We start from the raw sequence: 15,695 nt of genomic DNA on the forward strand, positions 1-15,695 counted from the left end.
GAACTCTTGAAGCAGGCTAAGGGAGGGCGAGGAAGGAGTTTTGGGTAAAGCCCTGCACATAAGCTTGACCGCCTGGGTGGCCTCCTCTAAGATGGGGGGTGCCTGGCGCCCCTGGCGGCGTAGCTCAGGTGGTCAGAGCACACGACTCATAATCGTGGTGTCGTGGGTTCGAGTCCCACCGCCGCCACCAGCGCCGGACGAGGCCCGCCCTAAGGCGGGCCTTTTGCTACACTGGGGAGCGCAGGGTCCGGGATCCCCCCGGGAGCCCTAGGAGGCGTATGCGCGCGCACATCATCACCTACGGATGTCAGATGAACGAGTACGACTCCCACCTGGTGGCCAGCGAGCTGGTGAGCCTGGGGTGGGAGCTGGTGGACACGGTGGAGGAGGCGGACTTGGTCTTGCTGAACACCTGCGCCGTGCGGGGCAAGCCCGTGGAGAAGGTGCGCTCCCTTTTGGGCCAGCTCCGCAAGGAGAAGGAAAGGCGGGGCCTCCTCATCGGCATGATGGGCTGCTTGGCTCAGCTGGACGAGGGCCAGCAGATGGCCAAGAAGTTCGGGGTGGACATCCTCTTGGGCCCGGGGGCCCTCACCTCCTTGCCCGAGGCCCTGAAGCAAAACGAGCGCTTCTATGACCTCACCTTCCGGGACGACCTCCTGGACTACATCCCCCCACCCCCCAAGGGGGCCCTTTCCGCCCATGTGAGCATCATCCGGGGGTGCAACCACCACTGCACCTACTGCATCGTGCCCACCACCCGGGGCCCCGAGGTTTCCCGCCACCCCGACCTGATCCTGAGGGAGATTGAGCTCCTAAGGCAGGCGGGGGTAGTGGAGATCACCCTCCTGGGCCAGAACGTGAACTCCTACGGCAAGGACCAGCCGGGCTACCCCAGCTTCGCCGAGCTTTTGCGCATGGTGGGGCGGATGGGCATCCCCCGGGTGCGCTTCCTCACCAGCCACCCCGTGAACTTCACGGACGACATCCTCGAGGCCATCGCCGAAACCCCCAGCATCTGCCGTTACATCCACCTCCCCGTGCAGTCGGGCTCCGACCGGGTGCTGCGGCGCATGGCCCGGGAGTACCGCCGGGCCCACTACCTGGAGCGGATCCGGCGCATCCGGGAGGTCCTGCCCGACGCCGTGCTCTCCACGGACATCATCGTGGGGTTCCCTGGGGAAACCGAGGAGGACTTCCAAGAAACCCTCTCCCTCTACGACGAGGTGGGCTACGACCAGGCCTATATGTTCATCTACTCCCCCCGCCCCGGCACCCCCGCCTACAAGCACTTCCAGGACTTGCCCCGGGAGGTGAAGGTGGAAAGGCTACAGCGGCTCATTGAAAAGCAAAAGGAGTGGAGCTACCGCCGTAACCTGGAATGGGTGGGGAAGACCGTGGAGGTCCTGGTGCGGGGCGAGGCCAAGGAGGAGGGCTTCGTTCAAGGGCACGACCGGGGGAACCACCCGGTCCTGATCCCTGCGGCCCAGGCCCCCACCCCCGGGCTGTACCAAGTGGAGATCAAGCAGGCCACGCCCCACCTCCTCTTCGGCGAGGTGGTGGGGGCCCGGGAGCCCGCGCCCATCCCCCTGCCCGTGGCCTAAGGAGGCGGCGTGGCCCCGGTCCTGCCCCTAAGCGCCGCCATCGCCCTTTTCCTCCTCCTTTGGGCGGGCTTGCGCTTTGCCGCCTGGGGCCTTCTCCTGGCCCTGGGCCTCGGGGTTTTGGCCTACCTGGGGGTGGCCCGCTGGCAGGGCTTGGTGCTTCGCCAAGGGCCTTCCCGAGCGGCCTGGGAGCGGCTTGCCATGAAGGAGGCCTGGCGACGGGGGGGATTTTTGCGCCCCCAAGACCTCTTGGCCTACATGGAGGAGGGGCAGGCGAGGGCGCTTTTGGAGGGCCTGGCCGCCCGAGGGCTTTGCCGCAAGGAGGGGGAAGGCTACCGCTTCTGATGCGGGAAGCCGAGGTGGTGGTCCTGGGGGCCGGGGTGGCGGGGCTCACCCTGGCCCGCCTGCTTTGGGAGCGGGGGCGGTCCGTTTTGGTGGTGGCGGAAGGCCTGGGGGAGGCGAGCCGCCCGCCCGTGGCCCTGGTGAACCCCTTAAGGGGGCGGCGCTTCACCCTGGCCGAGGAGGGAGAAAAGGCGTTGGAGGCCGCCCTCGCCTTCTATGGCCGCCACGCCCCCTTGCACCTTGGCGTCTACCGCCCCGTGCCCGAGGGGGAGCGGGATAAGGTGGCGAAGCGGCTTGGGGGGCTAAGGCACCGCTGGGAGGGAGGGGGCGTGGTCCTGGAGGAGGCCTTTTGGCTGGAGCCGAGGCCCCTCTTGGCGCGGCTTGCGGAGGGGCTTCCCCTCCTGCGCCGCAGGGTGGTGGCCTGGGAACCCCCCTACCTCTGGCTGGAAGGAGGCGAGCGGGTGCGGGGGGAGGTTTTGGTCTACGCCGGGGGCGGGCGGGGGGCGCACCTTTTGGGCCTCTTGGGTCGGCACATCCCCGGACTTGTCCTTACCCTCTTGGACTACTTCCCCCGGGCCTTGAGTTACCGGGTGTACCTGGCGGGAAGCGCCCTCGGGGGGAGCTACCTGCCCCAAGGGGAAGGCCCTGACCCTCCGCCCCCCACGGAAGGGGAGGTGGAGTGGCTTCTTTCGGGGGCGGAGGCTTTGGTGGGCTACCGGCCCCAGTTGGCCGCCGCCTGGCGAGGGGTGCGCTTCCGCCTGGGGGGCTTCCCCTACCTCTTTTCCGTGGAGGGGGGGTACGCCCTCACGGGCCTGGGCTCCACCGGATTCCTGTACGCCCCCCTTTTGGGGGCGCGGCTAGCGGAAAAGCTCTAGACTGGGATGGTGTATAGCGGCGCGGTCCTGGCGGGGGGAAGGTCTCGGCGCTTCGGGGAGGATAAGGCGCTGTACCCTTACCGGGGTAAGCCCCTTTTGGCCTGGGTTTTGGAGAGCCTCGAGGGGGCGGCGGAGCGCTTCATCGTGGCGGGCCGCCCCTACGAGGGCTTCGGGGTGCCCGTTTACCCCGACCTCCTTCCGGGGGCGGATAGCCTCTCCGGCCTACACACCGCCTTGGCGCGCGCCCAACACCCATGGGTGGCGGTGGCCGCCTGCGACCTGCCCTTTCTCTCCCGGGCCTATTGGGACTTCCTGTTTGAGAAGACCCAAGCCTCCCCCTACCCCGTGGTGGTGGCGGTGAGCCCGGAGGGCCATCTGGAACCCCTCATGGCCTTTTACCACAAGGACTGCCTGCCCCAGGTGGAGCGGCAGATCCGGGAGGGGGATTTCCTCCTGCGCCGGGTGATGGAGGTTTTGGGGGCTACCCGGGTGGCGGCGGGGGAGGTGGTGGAGCGGTTTGGCCCCAGGGTGTTCCTCAACGCCAACCGCAAGGAGGAGTTACCCTAGGCCCCCGCCCCGGGCTGGGGCCGCTCCCCGGCGGCCACGGGCGGGGGCGGAGGGGGCAGGAGGAGGAGGCGCAGGACCTCCCCCACCTCCTCCACGAAGGTGATCTCCAGGTCCTTGAGGACCTCCTCCGGCACCTCCTTGAGCTCCGCTTCGTTCTCCTTGGGGAGGATCACCTTGTGGATCCCCGCCTGGTGGGCGGCGAGGAGTTTTTCCTTCACCCCGCCGATGGGGAGGACCTTGCCCCTTAGGGTGATCTCTCCGGTCATGGCGATGTCCATGCGCACGGGGCGGCCGGTGAGGGCGCTGGCCAAGGCGGTGGCCATGGTGATGCCGGCGGAGGGGCCGTCCTTGGGCGTGGCCCCCTCGGGCACGTGGACGTGCAGGTCAAAGTCCTTGTGGAAGCCCTCGGGGAGCCCCCACTCCTCCCGGTGGGCCCGGAGGTAGGTGAGGGCGGCGTGGGCCGACTCCTTCATCACCTCGCCCAGGTTCCCCGTGAGGTTCACCTTCCCCGTGCCCGGCACCGCCACCGCCTCAATGGTGAGGAGGGCGCCCCCATAAGGGGTCCAGGCCAGGCCCTGGGCCGCCCCCACCTGGGGGGCCTTTTCCGCCCGGTCGGGGCGGTACTTGGGCACGCCCAGGTAGGCCTCGAGGTCCTTCGCCTCCACCACCCGCACCCCTTCCCAGGGGGCCTCCAGGTAGTCCTTGGCCGCCTTGCGGGCCACCTTGGAAAGCTCCCGGTCCAGGTTGCGCACCCCCGCCTCCCGGGTGTACTCCTGCACGATGCGGTCAATGGCGGCGTCGGTGATCTCCAGCTTCCCTTCAAGCCCCGCCTCCTTCACCTGGAAGGGCCAGCGGAAATGCCGGGCGATGGCCCGCTTTTCCGGCAGGGTGTACCCAGGGATCTCTATGACCTCCATCCGGTCCAAGAGGGGCCTGGGGATGGTGGCGAGGGTGTTGGCGGTGGTGATGAAGAAGACCTTGGAGAGGTCGTAGGGCACGTCCAGGTAGTGGTCGGTGAAGGTGTGGTTCTGCTCCGGGTCCAAGACCTCCAGAAGGGCCGAGGCCGGGTCCCCCCGCCAGTCGGAGGAGAGCTTGTCAATCTCGTCCAGGAGGAAGACGGGGTTCACCACCCCCACCTGCTTCATCCCTTGGATGATCTTCCCGGGGAGCGCCCCGATGTAGGTGCGGCGGTGGCCCCGGATCTCCGCCTCGTCCCGCACCCCGCCCAAGGAGATGCGGTGGAACTTGCGGTTCATGCTCCGGGCGATGCTCTTGCCCAAGGAGGTCTTGCCCACCCCGGGCGGCCCCACGAAGCAGAGGATGGGGGCGTGGCCCCGCACCTCCTGGCCCTGGGTGAGTTGGCGCACCGCCAGGTACTCCAGGATGCGCTCTTTGACGTCCTTCAGGCCGTAGTGGTCCTCGTCCAGGACCCGCTTGGTCACGGAGATGTCCAGGACCTCGGGGTCCGCTTCGGTCCAGGGGACGTCCAGGAGCCAGTCCAGGTAGGTGCGGCTCACCGTGGCCTCGGGGGAGCCGGGTTGCATCCTCTCCAGGCGCTTGAGCTCCTTTAGGGCCTTCTCCTTGACGGGCTCGGGCATGCCCTTTTGCTCAATGCGCTCCCTGAGTTCCTCAATCTCCGTGAGGAAGTCCTCCCCGCCCCCGAGCTCCTTCTGGATGGCCTTCATCTGCTCCCGGAGGTAGTACTCCCGCTGGTTCTGGTCCATCTGCTCCTTGACCCGGGCGGCGATCTTCTTGTCCAGCTCAAAGCGCTCCAGGTCGCGGAGGAGGAGGGCCAGGACCTTCTTCAAGCGCTCCTCCACCTCCGGGGTTTCCAGGAGGTCCTGCTTTTCCTGCAGGGCCCAGGTGGCGTGGTGGGCCACCAGGTCCGCCAGGACGGCGGGGTCCAGGGTGCTCTTGATGGCCTCTTGCTGGTAGCGGTCCAGGCGCAGGGTCTTGTGGTTTTGCAGGTAGCGCTCAAAGGCCTCCTGCACCTCGCTCACCAGGACCCGGGCCAGGCCGGCGTCCGCCAAGGGGGGTTCGGGGAGCACCTCGCCCAAGGCCCGCAGGTAGGGTGCGGCCACGAAGCCCTGGAGGCGCACCCGGTTCCTGGCCTCCACCATCACCTGCAGGGTGCCGTCGGGGAGGCGCATGGCCTGCTTGACCACCGCCAAGGTGCCCACCCCGTAGAGGTCCTCGGGGGTGGGGTCGTCCACCTCCGGGTCCTTCTGGGCCACCAGGAAGATGAGGCGGTCGGCGGCCAGGGCCTCCTCCACCGCCTTTTTGCTCTTGGGTCGGCCCACGTCCACCCCGGTGGTGGTGTGGGGGAGGATCACGGTGTTCCGCAAGGGGAGAACGGGAAGTTCCAGGCGCAAGACGTCCTTCATCTATCTCCATCATAGCCGCCTTCGCGCCCGGGTTGCCGGCCGGGGGCACAATGCGGGCCGATCATGGACCCACGGTCAGGGTGGCCTTTAGGTTTTTGAAGGTGAGGGTGAGCCCCCCCGCGGGAAGGCCCTGCCCCAGGGCCCCGAGCCAGAACTTGCCCTGTTGCACGCCTTGGGTGAGTTTAGTCCCCGAAAGCTGCAAGGGGGCGCTTTGGCTCAGGGTGAAGCGGGCCTCGCCCACCTTGGCGTCGTCCGGGCCGATGGAGCAGGCGTAGGCGTAGGTGGTGGTGAAGTCGCTCAGGGCCAGGCAGGAAGGGTCATCGGCGGGGTCTTTGAGGCGGGCATAAAGTTCAAGGGTGAGGGTTAGGGGTTCGCTGGCTTCCAAGGTTCCCTCCACCCGGACCGCCTTCACCACCTCCCCGGGCGGGGGGAAGGCGAGGGGGTCTTTGGGGTAGAGGACGTGCCCTTGGGTGTCCATCACCGCGGGCACGTTTAGGGTTTGGTCGGGAAGGGGAAGGGTGAGGCTGAAGGTGCAGGCGGCGAGGAGGCTGGTGAGCGCCAGGAGGGAAAAGCGCATCTTCCGCACGGGGCCATTCTACCGGAAAATGGAAAAGATGCACCGCCTCCTCTTCGCCCTGGACCCGGAAGCCGCCCACGAGCTCGCCCTGAAGGCCCTCGCCTTATGGTCGGGAAGGGGGCCCCTTTTGGAGGTGCCGGGAAGGCTCCTTAGGGTGGAGGACCCTAGGCTTAGGGTGGAAGCTTTGGGCCTCACCTTCCCGAACCCCTTGGGCCTGGCGGCGGGCATGGACAAGGACGCCCGGGCCCTGGGGGCTTGGTGGGCCTTGGGCTTTGGCTTCGCCGAGGTGGGGACCCTCACCCCAAGGCCCCAGGAGGGAAACCCCAGGCCGAGGCTCTTCCGCCTGCCCGAGGACGGCGCCCTCATCAACCGCATGGGGTTCAACAACCGGGGGGCCCTCGAGGCGGCCCAACGCCTCGCCGCCTTCCGGGCCCGGGGGCTTCCCCTCCCCGTGGGGGTGAACCTGGGGAAGAACCGGGAGACCCCCTTGGAAAAGGCGGCGGAGGACTACCTGGAGGCGCTTCGCCTCCTGGAGCCCCACGGCGACTACTTCGTCCTCAACGTGAGCTCCCCCAACACGCCGGGCCTGCGCACCCTGCAGGAAGGTCCTTTTCTGGACGAGCTCCTCTTTCGCCTGCGGCCCACCACGGGAAAGCCGCTTCTCCTCAAGGTGGCCCCGGACCTCCCCTTGGAAGCCTTGGACCAGGTGGCGGCCTTGGCCCTGAAGCACCGCCTCGAGGGCCTGGTGGCGGTGAACACCACCCTAAGCCGCGAGGGGCTAAAGAGCCCCTTGGCCCGCGAGGCGGGGGGGCTTTCGGGCAGGCCCTTGAAGCGGAGGGCCCTCGAGGTCCTGCGGCACCTGGCCCAGGTGCCGGGCCTCACCCTGGTGAGCGTGGGCGGGGTGGAGACCCCAGAGGACCTCTGGGAGCGGCTCAAGGCGGGGGCGAGCCTGGTCCAGGTCTACACCGGCTTCGTCTACGGGGGTCCCCTTTTCCCGAGGCGTCTTCTGAAGGGCCTCCTCGCCCTCATGGCGGCGGAGGGGGTGGCTCTCTTGCGGGACCTCAGACGGTGAGGCGGCAGCCGCAGCGCAGTTCCAGCTCCACCGGGGAAACGTAGCGGAAGGCCCCGTCTTGGCGCAGGTGGAGCACGAGGAGGGTGGAGGGGTCAAAGACCACCACGTCCTTGACCCCTTGGGAGAGGTAGAAGCGCGGGGCGATCTCCAGGTCCTTGGCCTCGTAGCCCCGGCTCACCACCTCCACCACCGCTTCGGGGAGGAGGGTGATGGCCTCGTCCAGCTCCTCGGGTTCGCGGCAGAAGAGGGCGATGTCTGGCCTTTTGTAGGAGCCATCGGGGAAGCGCACGTACACATCGGCCACGTGGATGCAGGGACAAGAGGAGCCTTCCGTGGGGCGAATGCTTTGGCGGATGCGGTCCACGGCCTTTTGGTGGCGGTAGGTGGGGTGGGCTTCCCAAAGGGGAAGCCCCCCCACCCATTCCAGCCGGAGGCCGATCTCGTCCGCTTCCAGGAGCTTCTTCAGCACACCCCTATTCTAGCGCCTCGTGGACCACCCGGCCTTCCACCAGGGTGAGGACGGGCCACCCCCCGAGGACCCACCCCGCCCAGGGGGAGAAGCGGGCCTTGGAGGCGAAGGCCCTGGGGTCCACGGGCCTTTCCTTGGGGGAAAGGAGGACCAGGCTCGCCTCCGCCCCCACCTCCAGGTGGAGGGGCTTTAGGCCCAGGACCCGTCTCGGGCCATCGGTGAAGAGCGCCACCAGCCGGGGGAGGGGGAAGCCCCGCTTGAGGTGGAGCTCGGTGTAGAGGAGGGGGAAGGCCACCTCGAGGCTGGGGATGCCGAAGGGAGCCCGGAGGAGGTCCATCTCCTTCTCCGCCTGGGTGTGGGGGGCGTGGTCCGTGGCGATGGCGTCCAGGGTGCCGTCCAAAAGCCCTTCCAGGAGGGCCTCCTGGTCCTCTTTTGTCCGGAGGGGCGGGGCCACCTTGAAGAGGGGGTCAAAGTCCCTTAGCGCTTCCTCGGTGAGGGTGAGGTGGTGGGGGGTGGCCTCCGCCGTCACGGGGAGGCCCTGCCGCTTGGCCTCCCGGATGAGCTCCAGCCCCCGCTTGGTGGAAAGGTGTTGCACGTGGAGGTGGGGCTTGGCCTGGCCCCGCCTGAGGGCGTAGCGGAGGACCTCCAGGTCCCGGGCGATCCGGGCCGCCTCCGCCTCGGGGGGGTTTCCGGGAAGGCCCAGGCGGTCGGCCAGCATCCCGTCGTTCATCACCCCGCCCCGGCGCAAGGAGGCGTCCTCCGCGTGCACCGCCACGGGAAGGCCTAGGGGGGCGGCCTGCAGGAGCCCTAGGGCCAGGACGCCGGCGTCCTCGTTGGTGCGGCCGTCGTCCGTGAGGAGGGCAGCCCCCGCCTCCTGAAGAAGCCCCGCCGGGGCCAGGTGCTTCCCCTCTTGCCCCAGGGTTAGGGCGGCGGCGGGGTGGAGCCGGGCGAGGCCCAGGGCTATTGCCTTTTCCCGAAGGGCCCGCACCGCCTCGGGGGTGTCCACGGGGGGCTTGGTGTTGGGCATGCTCACCACGTCGGTGTACCCGCCCCTCACCGCCGCCCAGAGGCCCGAAGCCAGGTCCTCCTTCACCTCCTCCCCGGGCTCCCTCAGGTGGGCGTGGAGGTCCAGGAAGCCGGGGGCGAGGAAGCACCCCGTCCCGTCCACCACCTTGTGGGCATCTCCCCCTTCCAGGGAGAGGATCCGCCCTTCCCCGAGGAGGACGTCCGTGGGGCCCCGCTCTCCGAGGGCGTCCACCAGGCGCACGTTCTTGATGAGGATCACGCTTCCTCCCTTCCCACCAGGAGGTGGTAGAGCACCGCCATGCGCACGGCCACGCCGTTTTGCACCTGCCGGTTCACCAGGCTCCTCTCTGAATCCGCCAAGGTGCCCTCCAGCTCCACGTCCCGGTTCATGGGGCCCGGGTGGAGGAGGGGGGCTTGGGGCTTCGCCAGGCCGAGCCTCCTTTCCGTCACCTGGTAGCGGGCGATGTACTCCTCTAGGTGAACGAGGCCCGTTTCCATGCGCTCTTTCTGTAACCGAAGCACCATCACGGCGTCCGCCTCCCCCAGGGCTTCCTCGAGGCTTGGGGTGAGCCGCGCCCCGGGCAGGGCCTGGGGCAGGAGGCTTGGGGGCCCGGCGCACCACACCTCCGCCCCTAGGAGGGAAAGGAGCTCGGCGTTGGAGCGGGCCACCCGGGAGTGAAGGATGTCCCCCACGATGGCGATCTTCTTCCCCTCCAGGCTCCCCAAGGCCTCCAGGAGGGTGTAGGCGTCCAAAAGGGCCTGGGTGGGGTGGGCCCGGCGCCCGTCCCCGCCGTTGATGATGGCGCCTTTCACCCAACGGGTGGCCTGGTGGGGCACCCCGGCGGCGTCGGCGCGGATCACGTAGGCATCAATGCCCATGGCCTCGAGGGTGAGGAGGGTGTCCTTGTAGCTTTCCCCCTTCTGCAGGCTAGAGGTGGCGGCGGTGAAGGAAACCACATCGGCCGACATCCGCCGGGCCGCAAGCTCAAAGGAGGTGCGGGTGCGGGTGGAGGGCTCAAAGAAGACCGTGGCCACGGTGAAGCCCTGGAGGGCGGGCACCTTCTTCACGGGGCGCTCCAACACCTCCCGCATCACCTTGGCGGTGTCCAGAAGGCTTTCCACCTGGGCCCGGCTCCAGCCTTGGAAGTCCAGGAGGTGCTTCATGCCTCCTCCTTTTCCCATAGCTCCACCCGGTCCTCCCCGTCCACCTCGAGGACCTTCACCTTCACCACCTCGCTTTTGGCGGTGGGGACGTTTTTGCCCACGAAATCCGCCCGGATGGGGAGTTCCCGGTGGCCCCGGTCCACCAGAACGGCCAGGTAGATCCGCTTGGGGCGGCCCAGGTCCATGAGGGCGTCCAGGGCGGCGCGGGCGGTGCGGCCGGTGTAGAGGACGTCGTCCACCAGGACCACCGCCTTGCCCGTGAGGTCAAAGGGAATGCGGGTTTCCCGCACCTTGGGCCGCACCCCGATTTCCGTGAGGTCGTCCCGGTAGAGGGTGATGTCCAGGGTGCCCACGGGCACCTCCTTCCCCTCAAACTCCCTGAGGTACCGGGCGATGCGCTCGGCCAAGGGGATGCCCCGGGTGTGGATGCCGATGAGGGCCAGGCCCTCCACCCCCTTATTGGCCTCCACGATTTCGTGGGCGATGCGGTGGAGGGCCCGGCGCATCTCCTCGGCGTTCATCAGCTCCGCCTTAAAGCGCACGGCCCACCCCCACAAAAAAAGCGGGGGCAAAACCCCCCGCGCTCCCTCCTGTTGGCCGTGTCCTCGTTTGTCCGTTCACATTTTCCCCCTTTCCGGCCTCGCGGGACCGGTTTAAAGGCCACCCCCACCTTACACCTCGGGGCCCTTTGGCGCAAGCGAAACCCGCCCAGGAAGCCCTGGGCGGGGCTTTGGGTGGGCCTTAAGCCGCCTTGGGCTTTTCCCGGGTGACGCTCAGGGCCAAGGCGCCCACCAAAAGGCCCACGATGACGGCGTTCCACAGGGCGTTCGCCACCCCGCTAAACCCCAGGATCCAGGGAGAGAGGATGAGCCAAACGCCCAAAAGGACGTTCAGCCACTCCTCCCACAGGGGGCCACCCCGAAGGTGCAAGAGGGCCATCAGCCCCACCACCACCCCCACGACCAGGGCGTTCCACATGGCCGCGGGGGTGCCGCTAAAGCCGAGTAGCCACGGGGAGAGGATGAGCCATACGCCCAGGACGAGATTGGCCCAGTCCTGCCAGCGCGTCATGGTTGCCCACCTCCTTTCACCCTTTATTGTGAAAGGGTTTGAGCGCGAGGAATAGTGCCAAAAGTCACCTTTTTCCCCCGGAGGGACGGACGTACCGCCACCCCGTCCAGAGGAGGACGGCGGCGAAGACCAGCCGTAAGGCCCCTTCGGGCAGGAAGTGGGCGAGCTCCCCCCCGAAGAAGGTGCCCGCCAGCACCCCGGGCACCAAGCCCAAGGCGAGGGCCCTGTCCACGTTGCCCAGGCGCAGGTGGGTGTAGGCGCCCACCAGGCTCGCGGGCACCATGGCGAGGAGGCTCGTCCCCTGGGCGGTGTGCTGGGGCATGCCCAGGAGGAGGACCATGGCGGGGACCATGATGGTCCCCCCGCCCACCCCCATCATCCCGGAAAGGAAGCCGGTGAAGGCCCCCGCCAGGAGGAGGGTTAGGTCCTCCAAGAGCTCGCCCTGCACCAGGCCCATGGGGGCCAGGTGGGGCCTCAGGAGAAGAAGGAGGCTTACGGCCATGAGGAACCAGCCGAAGGCCCGCTTGAGCTCCCTTTCGGGGAGGCCGTGGGCGTAGCGGGCGCCCAAGCGGGCGGTGAGGATGGCGGTGAGGGCCAGGAAGAAGGCCGCCTTGGGGTCCAAGGAGCCTTGGAGGCCGTAGGTGAGGGCGCCCACCAAGCCGGTGAAGAAGACGGCCACCAGGCTCGTGCCGTGGGCCTTGTGCTGGGAAAGCCCGAGGACGCCCACCATGAGGGGAATCATCACGGTTCCTCCCCCAAGGCCCACCAAGCCCCCAAACGCCCCGCCCAGAAAACCGATGAGGAGGCTCATGGGGCTCATACTACCGGGTTTGGGGGCTCGCGCCCCTCCAGGACGGCGAGCAGGTTTTCCACCGCCACCTCGGCCATGCGTTCCCGGGTGCGCCTGCCCGCCGAGCCGATGTGGGGGGTGATGACGGCGTTGGGCAGGGCGTAGAGGGGGTGGCCCGGAGGCAGGGGCTCGGGGTCGGTGACGTCCAGGCCCGCCCCGAGGAGGTGGCCCTTTAGGGCCTCCACCAGGGCCTCGGTGTCCACCAGGGCGCCCCGGGCGGTGTTGACGAGGATGGCCCCAGGCTTCATGGCGAAAAGCCTCTCCCGGGTCAGGAGGCGGTGGGTCTCCGGGGTGAGGGGGGCGTGGAGGGAGACGATGTCTGCGGTGGCGAGGAGGTCTTCAAGGGGAAGGAAGGGGTAGGGGAGGGGCTTGGGGGTGCGGCTCGTGTAGACCACCCGCATCCCGAAGGCCAAGGCCCTCTTGGCCACCGCCTGGGCGATGCGGCCCATGCCCACGAGGCCCAGGGTGAGGCCCTGGAGGTCCGGGCCCAAGAGGAGCTCGGGGTGCCAGGCCCGCCAGTGCCCGCCTCGGGCGTGGTCCACCCCCTCCACCACCCGCCTCGCCACAGCGAGGAGGAGGGCCAGGGCGAGGTCGGCGGTGGCCTCGGTGAGGACGTCGGGCGTGTGGGTCACCCGGATGCCCCTAAGCTGGGCCGCCTCCAGGTCCACGTGGTCCACCCCCACGCTGTAGCAGGCGATGACCTTGAGGCTTTTCCCCGCCCGGTCCATGACCTCGGCGTCTATGCGGTCCTCCACGATGGGGATGAGGCCGTGGACGCCCTCCACCTTCCTCAAGAGCTCCTCCCGGGGGAGGAAAAGCCCCTCGTGGACCTCCACCTCCAGGCCCTTCGCCTTTAGGCGCTCCAGGGCCTGCCCCGGCAGGGTGCGGGTGACGTAGACCCTCATGCCCCGGCGAAGGAGAGCTCGGCCACCGCCACCAGGGGGCTGCCGAGGGCGCTTGGGCCCATGGGGTGCCACCCCAGCTCCGCCCCCAGGCCCTCCACCCCTTGCAAGAGTTCCAGGAGGTTTCCGCTCACGGCGAAGTTCTCCAGGGGGTACTGGGCCTTGCCCTCCTCCACCCAAAGCCCCAGGGCCTGGAGGGAGAAGTCCAGGGTGATGGGGTTGGCCCCGGCGTGGAGGCCCATGAACTCCGCTATGAGGACGCCCTCCCGAAGGGCGAGGTTCCCCAAGGGCTTCAGGTAGAGGTTGCTCGGGGCCACGTCCAGGGTGGAGCGGTAGCCCCTATGGGCGTGGCCGGTGTTGGCCTGGCCCAGGGCCCTTGCCGTTTCCGTGTTGTGGAGGAAGGTGCGGAAGACCCCCGCCTCAATGAGGGCCACCGGCCTTGCCGGGGTCCCCTCGGCGTCAAAGGGGCGGGAGGCGAGGCCTTGGGGCAGGGTGGGGTCGTCCAGGAGGGTGACGAGGGGGCTTGCGATCCTTTCCCCCAGGCGACCGAGGAGGCGGCTTTTCCCCTCCAGGGCGTTCTTGCCGGAAAGGGCCTCGGCCAAAACGGCGAGGAGGCCTGCCATGGCCCTGGGCTCCAGGTAGGCCCGGTAGCGGCCCGTCCTTAAGGGCCTGGCTTGGAGGAGGCGGGCGGTCTTTTCAAGGAAGTCCAGGGCGGTGCGCCCGGGGTCCAGGGCGTGGAACTCCTTGCTCGGGGCGAGGTCCCACCCCTGTTTGCGGCTATCCCCCTCCGCCAGGACGAAGCTCCCCATGAGGGCGGCGAGGCCCGTGCGGTAGCTTCCCTCCGCCCCCAGGGTGCTGGCGAGGCTCAGGCGGCGCTCCCGCTCGCTGTAGGCGGCGAAGAGGAGGGCCTTGGTGCGGGGGTCTTGGCGGAGGGCGGCGTCCAGGGCCAAGGCGGCCTCCGTTTTGGCCTCCAGGGGGGCGGAAAGCCCTTCGCCCAGAAGGTCTTGGCTCCCCAGGGGCTTCCCAGGGGGGAGGCTTCCTTCCCGCCCTGTGAGGAGGGCGTTTTCCCGGGCCTCCGCCAGGGCCCAGTCCAGGGCCTCGGGCCGCAGGTCCTCCGTGTAGGCGTAGCCCACCTTTCCCCCCAGCGCCACCCGGAGGCCCAAGCCCCCCTGCCTCGCCTCCTTGATCTCCTCCAAGGCGCCTTCCCGGGCCCTTAGGGAAAGCTCCCTGTCCTCCAGGAAGAGGAGTTCCGCCTCGAGGCCCATCTCCTTCGCCCGCAATAGCACGTACCGCTTGGCCTCTTCCAGGGTCATGCCCGGCCTCCCACCACGATCTCGTCCACCAGGACGTGGGGCTGGCCCACCTCCACCGGCACGGAGCCGGAAAGGCTGCCGCACATCCCGGGGGCGTTTTCCAGGTCCTTGGCCACCGCCACCACCCGCTTGAGGGTTTCCGGCCCCTTGCCCACCAGCATTGCCCCCCGCACCGCCTCCTCTATGCGCCCGTGGCGGATGATGTACCCTTCCTGCACGGCGAAGTTGTACTCCCCCGACCCCGGCTTCACCTGCCCGCCCCCCATCTCCTTGGCGTAGAGGCCGAAGGAGATGCCCGCGAAGAGGTCTTCCACCTCCTGCTCCCCAGGGGCGAGGAAGGTGTTGCGCATGCGGGAGGTGGGGGCGAAGGTGTAGTCCTGGCGGCGGCCCGAGCCCGTCATGGGGTAGCCGGTGAGGAGGTGGCCGAGCCGGTCCACCATGTAGGCCTTCAGGACCCCGTTTTCTATGAGCACCGTGCGCTCCGTGGGGCGGCCCTCGTCGTCCACCTCGCTGGAGCCCCAGGCGTGGGGCAGGGTGCCGTCGTCTATGTAGGTGACGGCGGGGCTCGCCACCCTTTCCCCGAGCCTGTGCGCCAGGACACTGGCCCCCTTGGCCACGCTGGTGGTCTCCAGGAGGTGGCCCACCGCCTCGTGGAAGAGGACCCCCCCGAAGCCATTCCCCACCACCACGGGAAAGGTGCCCGCGGGGGCGGGCTTGGCCCGGAGGTTGGTGAGGGCCTGGCGGGCGGCCTTTTCCCCCACCGCCTTGGGGGGGTAGAGGTCAAAGAGCTCTAGGCCCACGCTCTTCCCCGGGGCGCTCACCCCGGTCTGCACCTCGGCCCCCTCCTGGGCCACCGCGAGGACATGGAGCCGGGTGCGGACCCGCTTTTCCTCGGCCCAGGTGCCCTCGCTGTTGGCGATGAGGACCTCCTGCTCCCACTCCAAAAGGCTCGCCTCCACCTCCTTGATCTCTGGGGCGATGCGGGCTCCCGCCTCCGCCTCCAGGAGGCGCTCCAGGCGGTAGCGCTTGTCCTTGGCGGAAAGGGGCACCTTCGGGGCGTGGAGGCCCTGGGGAGCGCGCTTGCGGAAGTCCAGGCCTCCTTGGCCCCGCTCGTCCACCCGTCCCAGGGCGCCCCGGGCCCGGAGGAGGGTTTCCAGGGCCTCCAGGAGGCCTTCCCGGGTGAGTTGGTTGGTGTAGGCGTAGACCACCTGAGGGCCGAAGAAGAGCCGGATGCCCGCCCCGTAGTCCAGGCCGGAGATGGCCTCTTCTAGCCTGCTGGAGCGCGCCCGCATGCGCCGCTTTAAGGAGCGCTCGGCGTAGACCTCGGCGAAGTCCGCCCCGGCCTGAAGGGCCCGCCGGAGCACCGCCTCCACCGCTTCGGTTGGGAGCATGGCAAGACTCTACCGTGTGGCTGACCGGCCGGTCAAGGGGATGTAGTCGGTCAACACATTTGAGACTCTGTGGGGACCGCCTCCCCCCGTATTT

The 15,695-nt window shown here is 68.8% G+C and carries 16 protein-coding genes and 1 tRNA gene; 6 read left to right on the forward strand and 11 right to left on the reverse strand.

From position 1 onward, the window contains the following. Positions 1–113 precede the first annotated feature (113 nt). The 5 genes from L0D17_RS11460 to L0D17_RS11480 all read left to right on the forward strand — a co-directional run bounded on the left by L0D17_RS11460 (position 114) and on the right by L0D17_RS11480 (position 3,382). Positions 114–190: transfer RNA gene (locus L0D17_RS11460), tRNA-Met, on the forward strand. Positions 191–278: 88 nt separating this feature from the next. After that, positions 279–1,601 carry a tRNA (N6-isopentenyl adenosine(37)-C2)-methylthiotransferase MiaB gene (gene miaB, locus L0D17_RS11465; RefSeq protein ID WP_243095438.1) on the forward strand — a complete coding sequence of 441 codons (1,323 nt, stop codon included), beginning with the start codon at positions 279–281 and terminating at the stop codon, positions 1,599–1,601. Positions 1,602–1,610: 9 nt separating this feature from the next. After that, positions 1,611–1,943, forward strand: coding sequence for a hypothetical protein (locus tag L0D17_RS11470; protein WP_243095439.1), 333 nt, complete (start codon positions 1,611–1,613; stop codon positions 1,941–1,943). Then, on the forward strand, positions 1,940–2,815 hold the full coding sequence (locus L0D17_RS11475) for an FAD-dependent oxidoreductase (RefSeq protein WP_243095448.1): 876 nt from the start codon (positions 1,940–1,942) through the stop codon (positions 2,813–2,815). Before L0D17_RS11470 ends, L0D17_RS11475 begins: the two co-directional genes overlap by 4 nt. A 9-nt stretch (positions 2,816–2,824) precedes the next feature. Then, positions 2,825–3,382 carry a molybdenum cofactor guanylyltransferase gene (locus L0D17_RS11480; RefSeq protein WP_243095440.1) on the forward strand — a complete coding sequence of 186 codons (558 nt, stop codon included), beginning with the start codon at positions 2,825–2,827 and terminating at the stop codon, positions 3,380–3,382. Here the strand turns inward: L0D17_RS11480 and lon are convergent. Both lon and L0D17_RS11490 read right to left on the reverse strand, forming a co-directional pair. Continuing rightward, positions 3,379–5,766, reverse strand: a complete 2,388-nt coding sequence (gene lon, locus L0D17_RS11485) for an endopeptidase La (protein WP_243095441.1) — start codon at positions 5,764–5,766, stop codon at positions 3,379–3,381. The two genes, L0D17_RS11480 and lon, sit on opposite strands and share 4 nt — an antisense overlap. 61 nt (positions 5,767–5,827) lie before the next feature. After that, positions 5,828–6,343 (reverse strand): hypothetical protein, encoded by a 516-nt coding sequence (locus L0D17_RS11490; RefSeq protein WP_243095449.1) that lies wholly within the window; start codon positions 6,341–6,343, stop codon positions 5,828–5,830. 37 nt (positions 6,344–6,380) lie between these two features. On the opposite strand from L0D17_RS11490, the gene L0D17_RS11495 reads away from it, so the two are divergent. Further along, entirely contained in the window at positions 6,381–7,415 is a 1,035-nt protein-coding gene (locus tag L0D17_RS11495; protein WP_243095450.1) for a quinone-dependent dihydroorotate dehydrogenase, read from the forward strand. Here the strand turns inward: L0D17_RS11495 and L0D17_RS11500 are convergent. The 9 genes from L0D17_RS11500 to L0D17_RS11540 form a co-directional block, all read right to left on the reverse strand. After that, positions 7,405–7,884, reverse strand: a complete 480-nt coding sequence (locus L0D17_RS11500; protein WP_039459230.1) for a Uma2 family endonuclease — start codon at positions 7,882–7,884, stop codon at positions 7,405–7,407. The genes L0D17_RS11495 and L0D17_RS11500 overlap by 11 nt on opposite strands. Positions 7,885–7,888: 4 nt before the next feature. Next, positions 7,889–9,169: a dihydroorotase gene (locus L0D17_RS11505; protein ID WP_243095442.1), complete on the reverse strand. Its 1,281-nt coding sequence runs from the start codon at positions 9,167–9,169 to the stop codon at positions 7,889–7,891. After that, positions 9,166–10,074: an aspartate carbamoyltransferase catalytic subunit gene (locus L0D17_RS11510; protein ID WP_243095443.1), complete on the reverse strand. Its 909-nt coding sequence runs from the start codon at positions 10,072–10,074 to the stop codon at positions 9,166–9,168. Before L0D17_RS11510 ends, L0D17_RS11505 begins: the two co-directional genes overlap by 4 nt. Continuing rightward, on the reverse strand, positions 10,071–10,616 hold the full coding sequence (gene pyrR, locus L0D17_RS11515) for a bifunctional pyr operon transcriptional regulator/uracil phosphoribosyltransferase PyrR (protein WP_039459379.1): 546 nt from the start codon (positions 10,614–10,616) through the stop codon (positions 10,071–10,073). The genes L0D17_RS11510 and pyrR overlap by 4 nt, the downstream gene beginning before the upstream one ends. A gap of 199 nt (positions 10,617–10,815) precedes the next feature. Next, entirely contained in the window at positions 10,816–11,145 is a 330-nt protein-coding gene (locus tag L0D17_RS11520) for an SPW repeat protein (RefSeq protein ID WP_039459237.1), read from the reverse strand. Between the two features lie 64 nt (positions 11,146–11,209). After that, on the reverse strand, positions 11,210–11,956 hold the full coding sequence (locus L0D17_RS11525; RefSeq protein ID WP_243095444.1) for a sulfite exporter TauE/SafE family protein: 747 nt from the start codon (positions 11,954–11,956) through the stop codon (positions 11,210–11,212). Positions 11,957–11,961: 5 nt separating this feature from the next. Further along, positions 11,962–12,900: a 2-hydroxyacid dehydrogenase gene (locus L0D17_RS11530; RefSeq protein WP_243095445.1), complete on the reverse strand. Its 939-nt coding sequence runs from the start codon at positions 12,898–12,900 to the stop codon at positions 11,962–11,964. Beyond that, the gene (locus L0D17_RS11535) at positions 12,897–14,210 is read right to left on the reverse strand and encodes a TldD/PmbA family protein (protein WP_243095446.1); all 1,314 of its coding nucleotides are present in this window, start codon (positions 14,208–14,210) and stop codon (positions 12,897–12,899) included. Before L0D17_RS11535 ends, L0D17_RS11530 begins: the two co-directional genes overlap by 4 nt. Beyond that, complete coding sequence (locus L0D17_RS11540; protein WP_243095447.1) at positions 14,207–15,601, reverse strand: TldD/PmbA family protein; 1,395 nt, start codon at positions 15,599–15,601, stop codon at positions 14,207–14,209. Before L0D17_RS11540 ends, L0D17_RS11535 begins: the two co-directional genes overlap by 4 nt. Positions 15,602–15,695: the final 94 nt, after the last annotated feature.

The organism is Thermus thalpophilus, assembly GCF_022760915.1.
Lineage (GTDB): Bacteria > Deinococcota > Deinococci > Deinococcales > Thermaceae > Thermus > Thermus thalpophilus.

Coding starts and splice junctions, on each gene's coding strand:
- L0D17_RS11495 (WP_243095450.1), top strand. CDS start 6,381: ATGCACCGCCTCCTCTTCGCCCTGGACCCGGAAGCCGCCCACGAGCTC.
- L0D17_RS11490 (WP_243095449.1), bottom strand. CDS start 6,343: ATGCGCTTTTCCCTCCTGGCGCTCACCAGCCTCCTCGCCGCCTGCACC.
- L0D17_RS11535 (WP_243095446.1), bottom strand. CDS start 14,210: ATGACCCTGGAAGAGGCCAAGCGGTACGTGCTATTGCGGGCGAAGGAG.
- L0D17_RS11525 (WP_243095444.1), bottom strand. CDS start 11,956: ATGAGCCTCCTCATCGGTTTTCTGGGCGGGGCGTTTGGGGGCTTGGTG.
- lon (WP_243095441.1), bottom strand. CDS start 5,766: ATGAAGGACGTCTTGCGCCTGGAACTTCCCGTTCTCCCCTTGCGGAAC.
- L0D17_RS11520 (WP_039459237.1), bottom strand. CDS start 11,145: ATGACGCGCTGGCAGGACTGGGCCAATCTCGTCCTGGGCGTATGGCTC.
- L0D17_RS11530 (WP_243095445.1), bottom strand. CDS start 12,900: ATGAGGGTCTACGTCACCCGCACCCTGCCGGGGCAGGCCCTGGAGCGC.
- L0D17_RS11510 (WP_243095443.1), bottom strand. CDS start 10,074: ATGAAGCACCTCCTGGACTTCCAAGGCTGGAGCCGGGCCCAGGTGGAA.
- L0D17_RS11540 (WP_243095447.1), bottom strand. CDS start 15,601: ATGCTCCCAACCGAAGCGGTGGAGGCGGTGCTCCGGCGGGCCCTTCAG.
- miaB (WP_243095438.1), top strand. CDS start 279: ATGCGCGCGCACATCATCACCTACGGATGTCAGATGAACGAGTACGAC.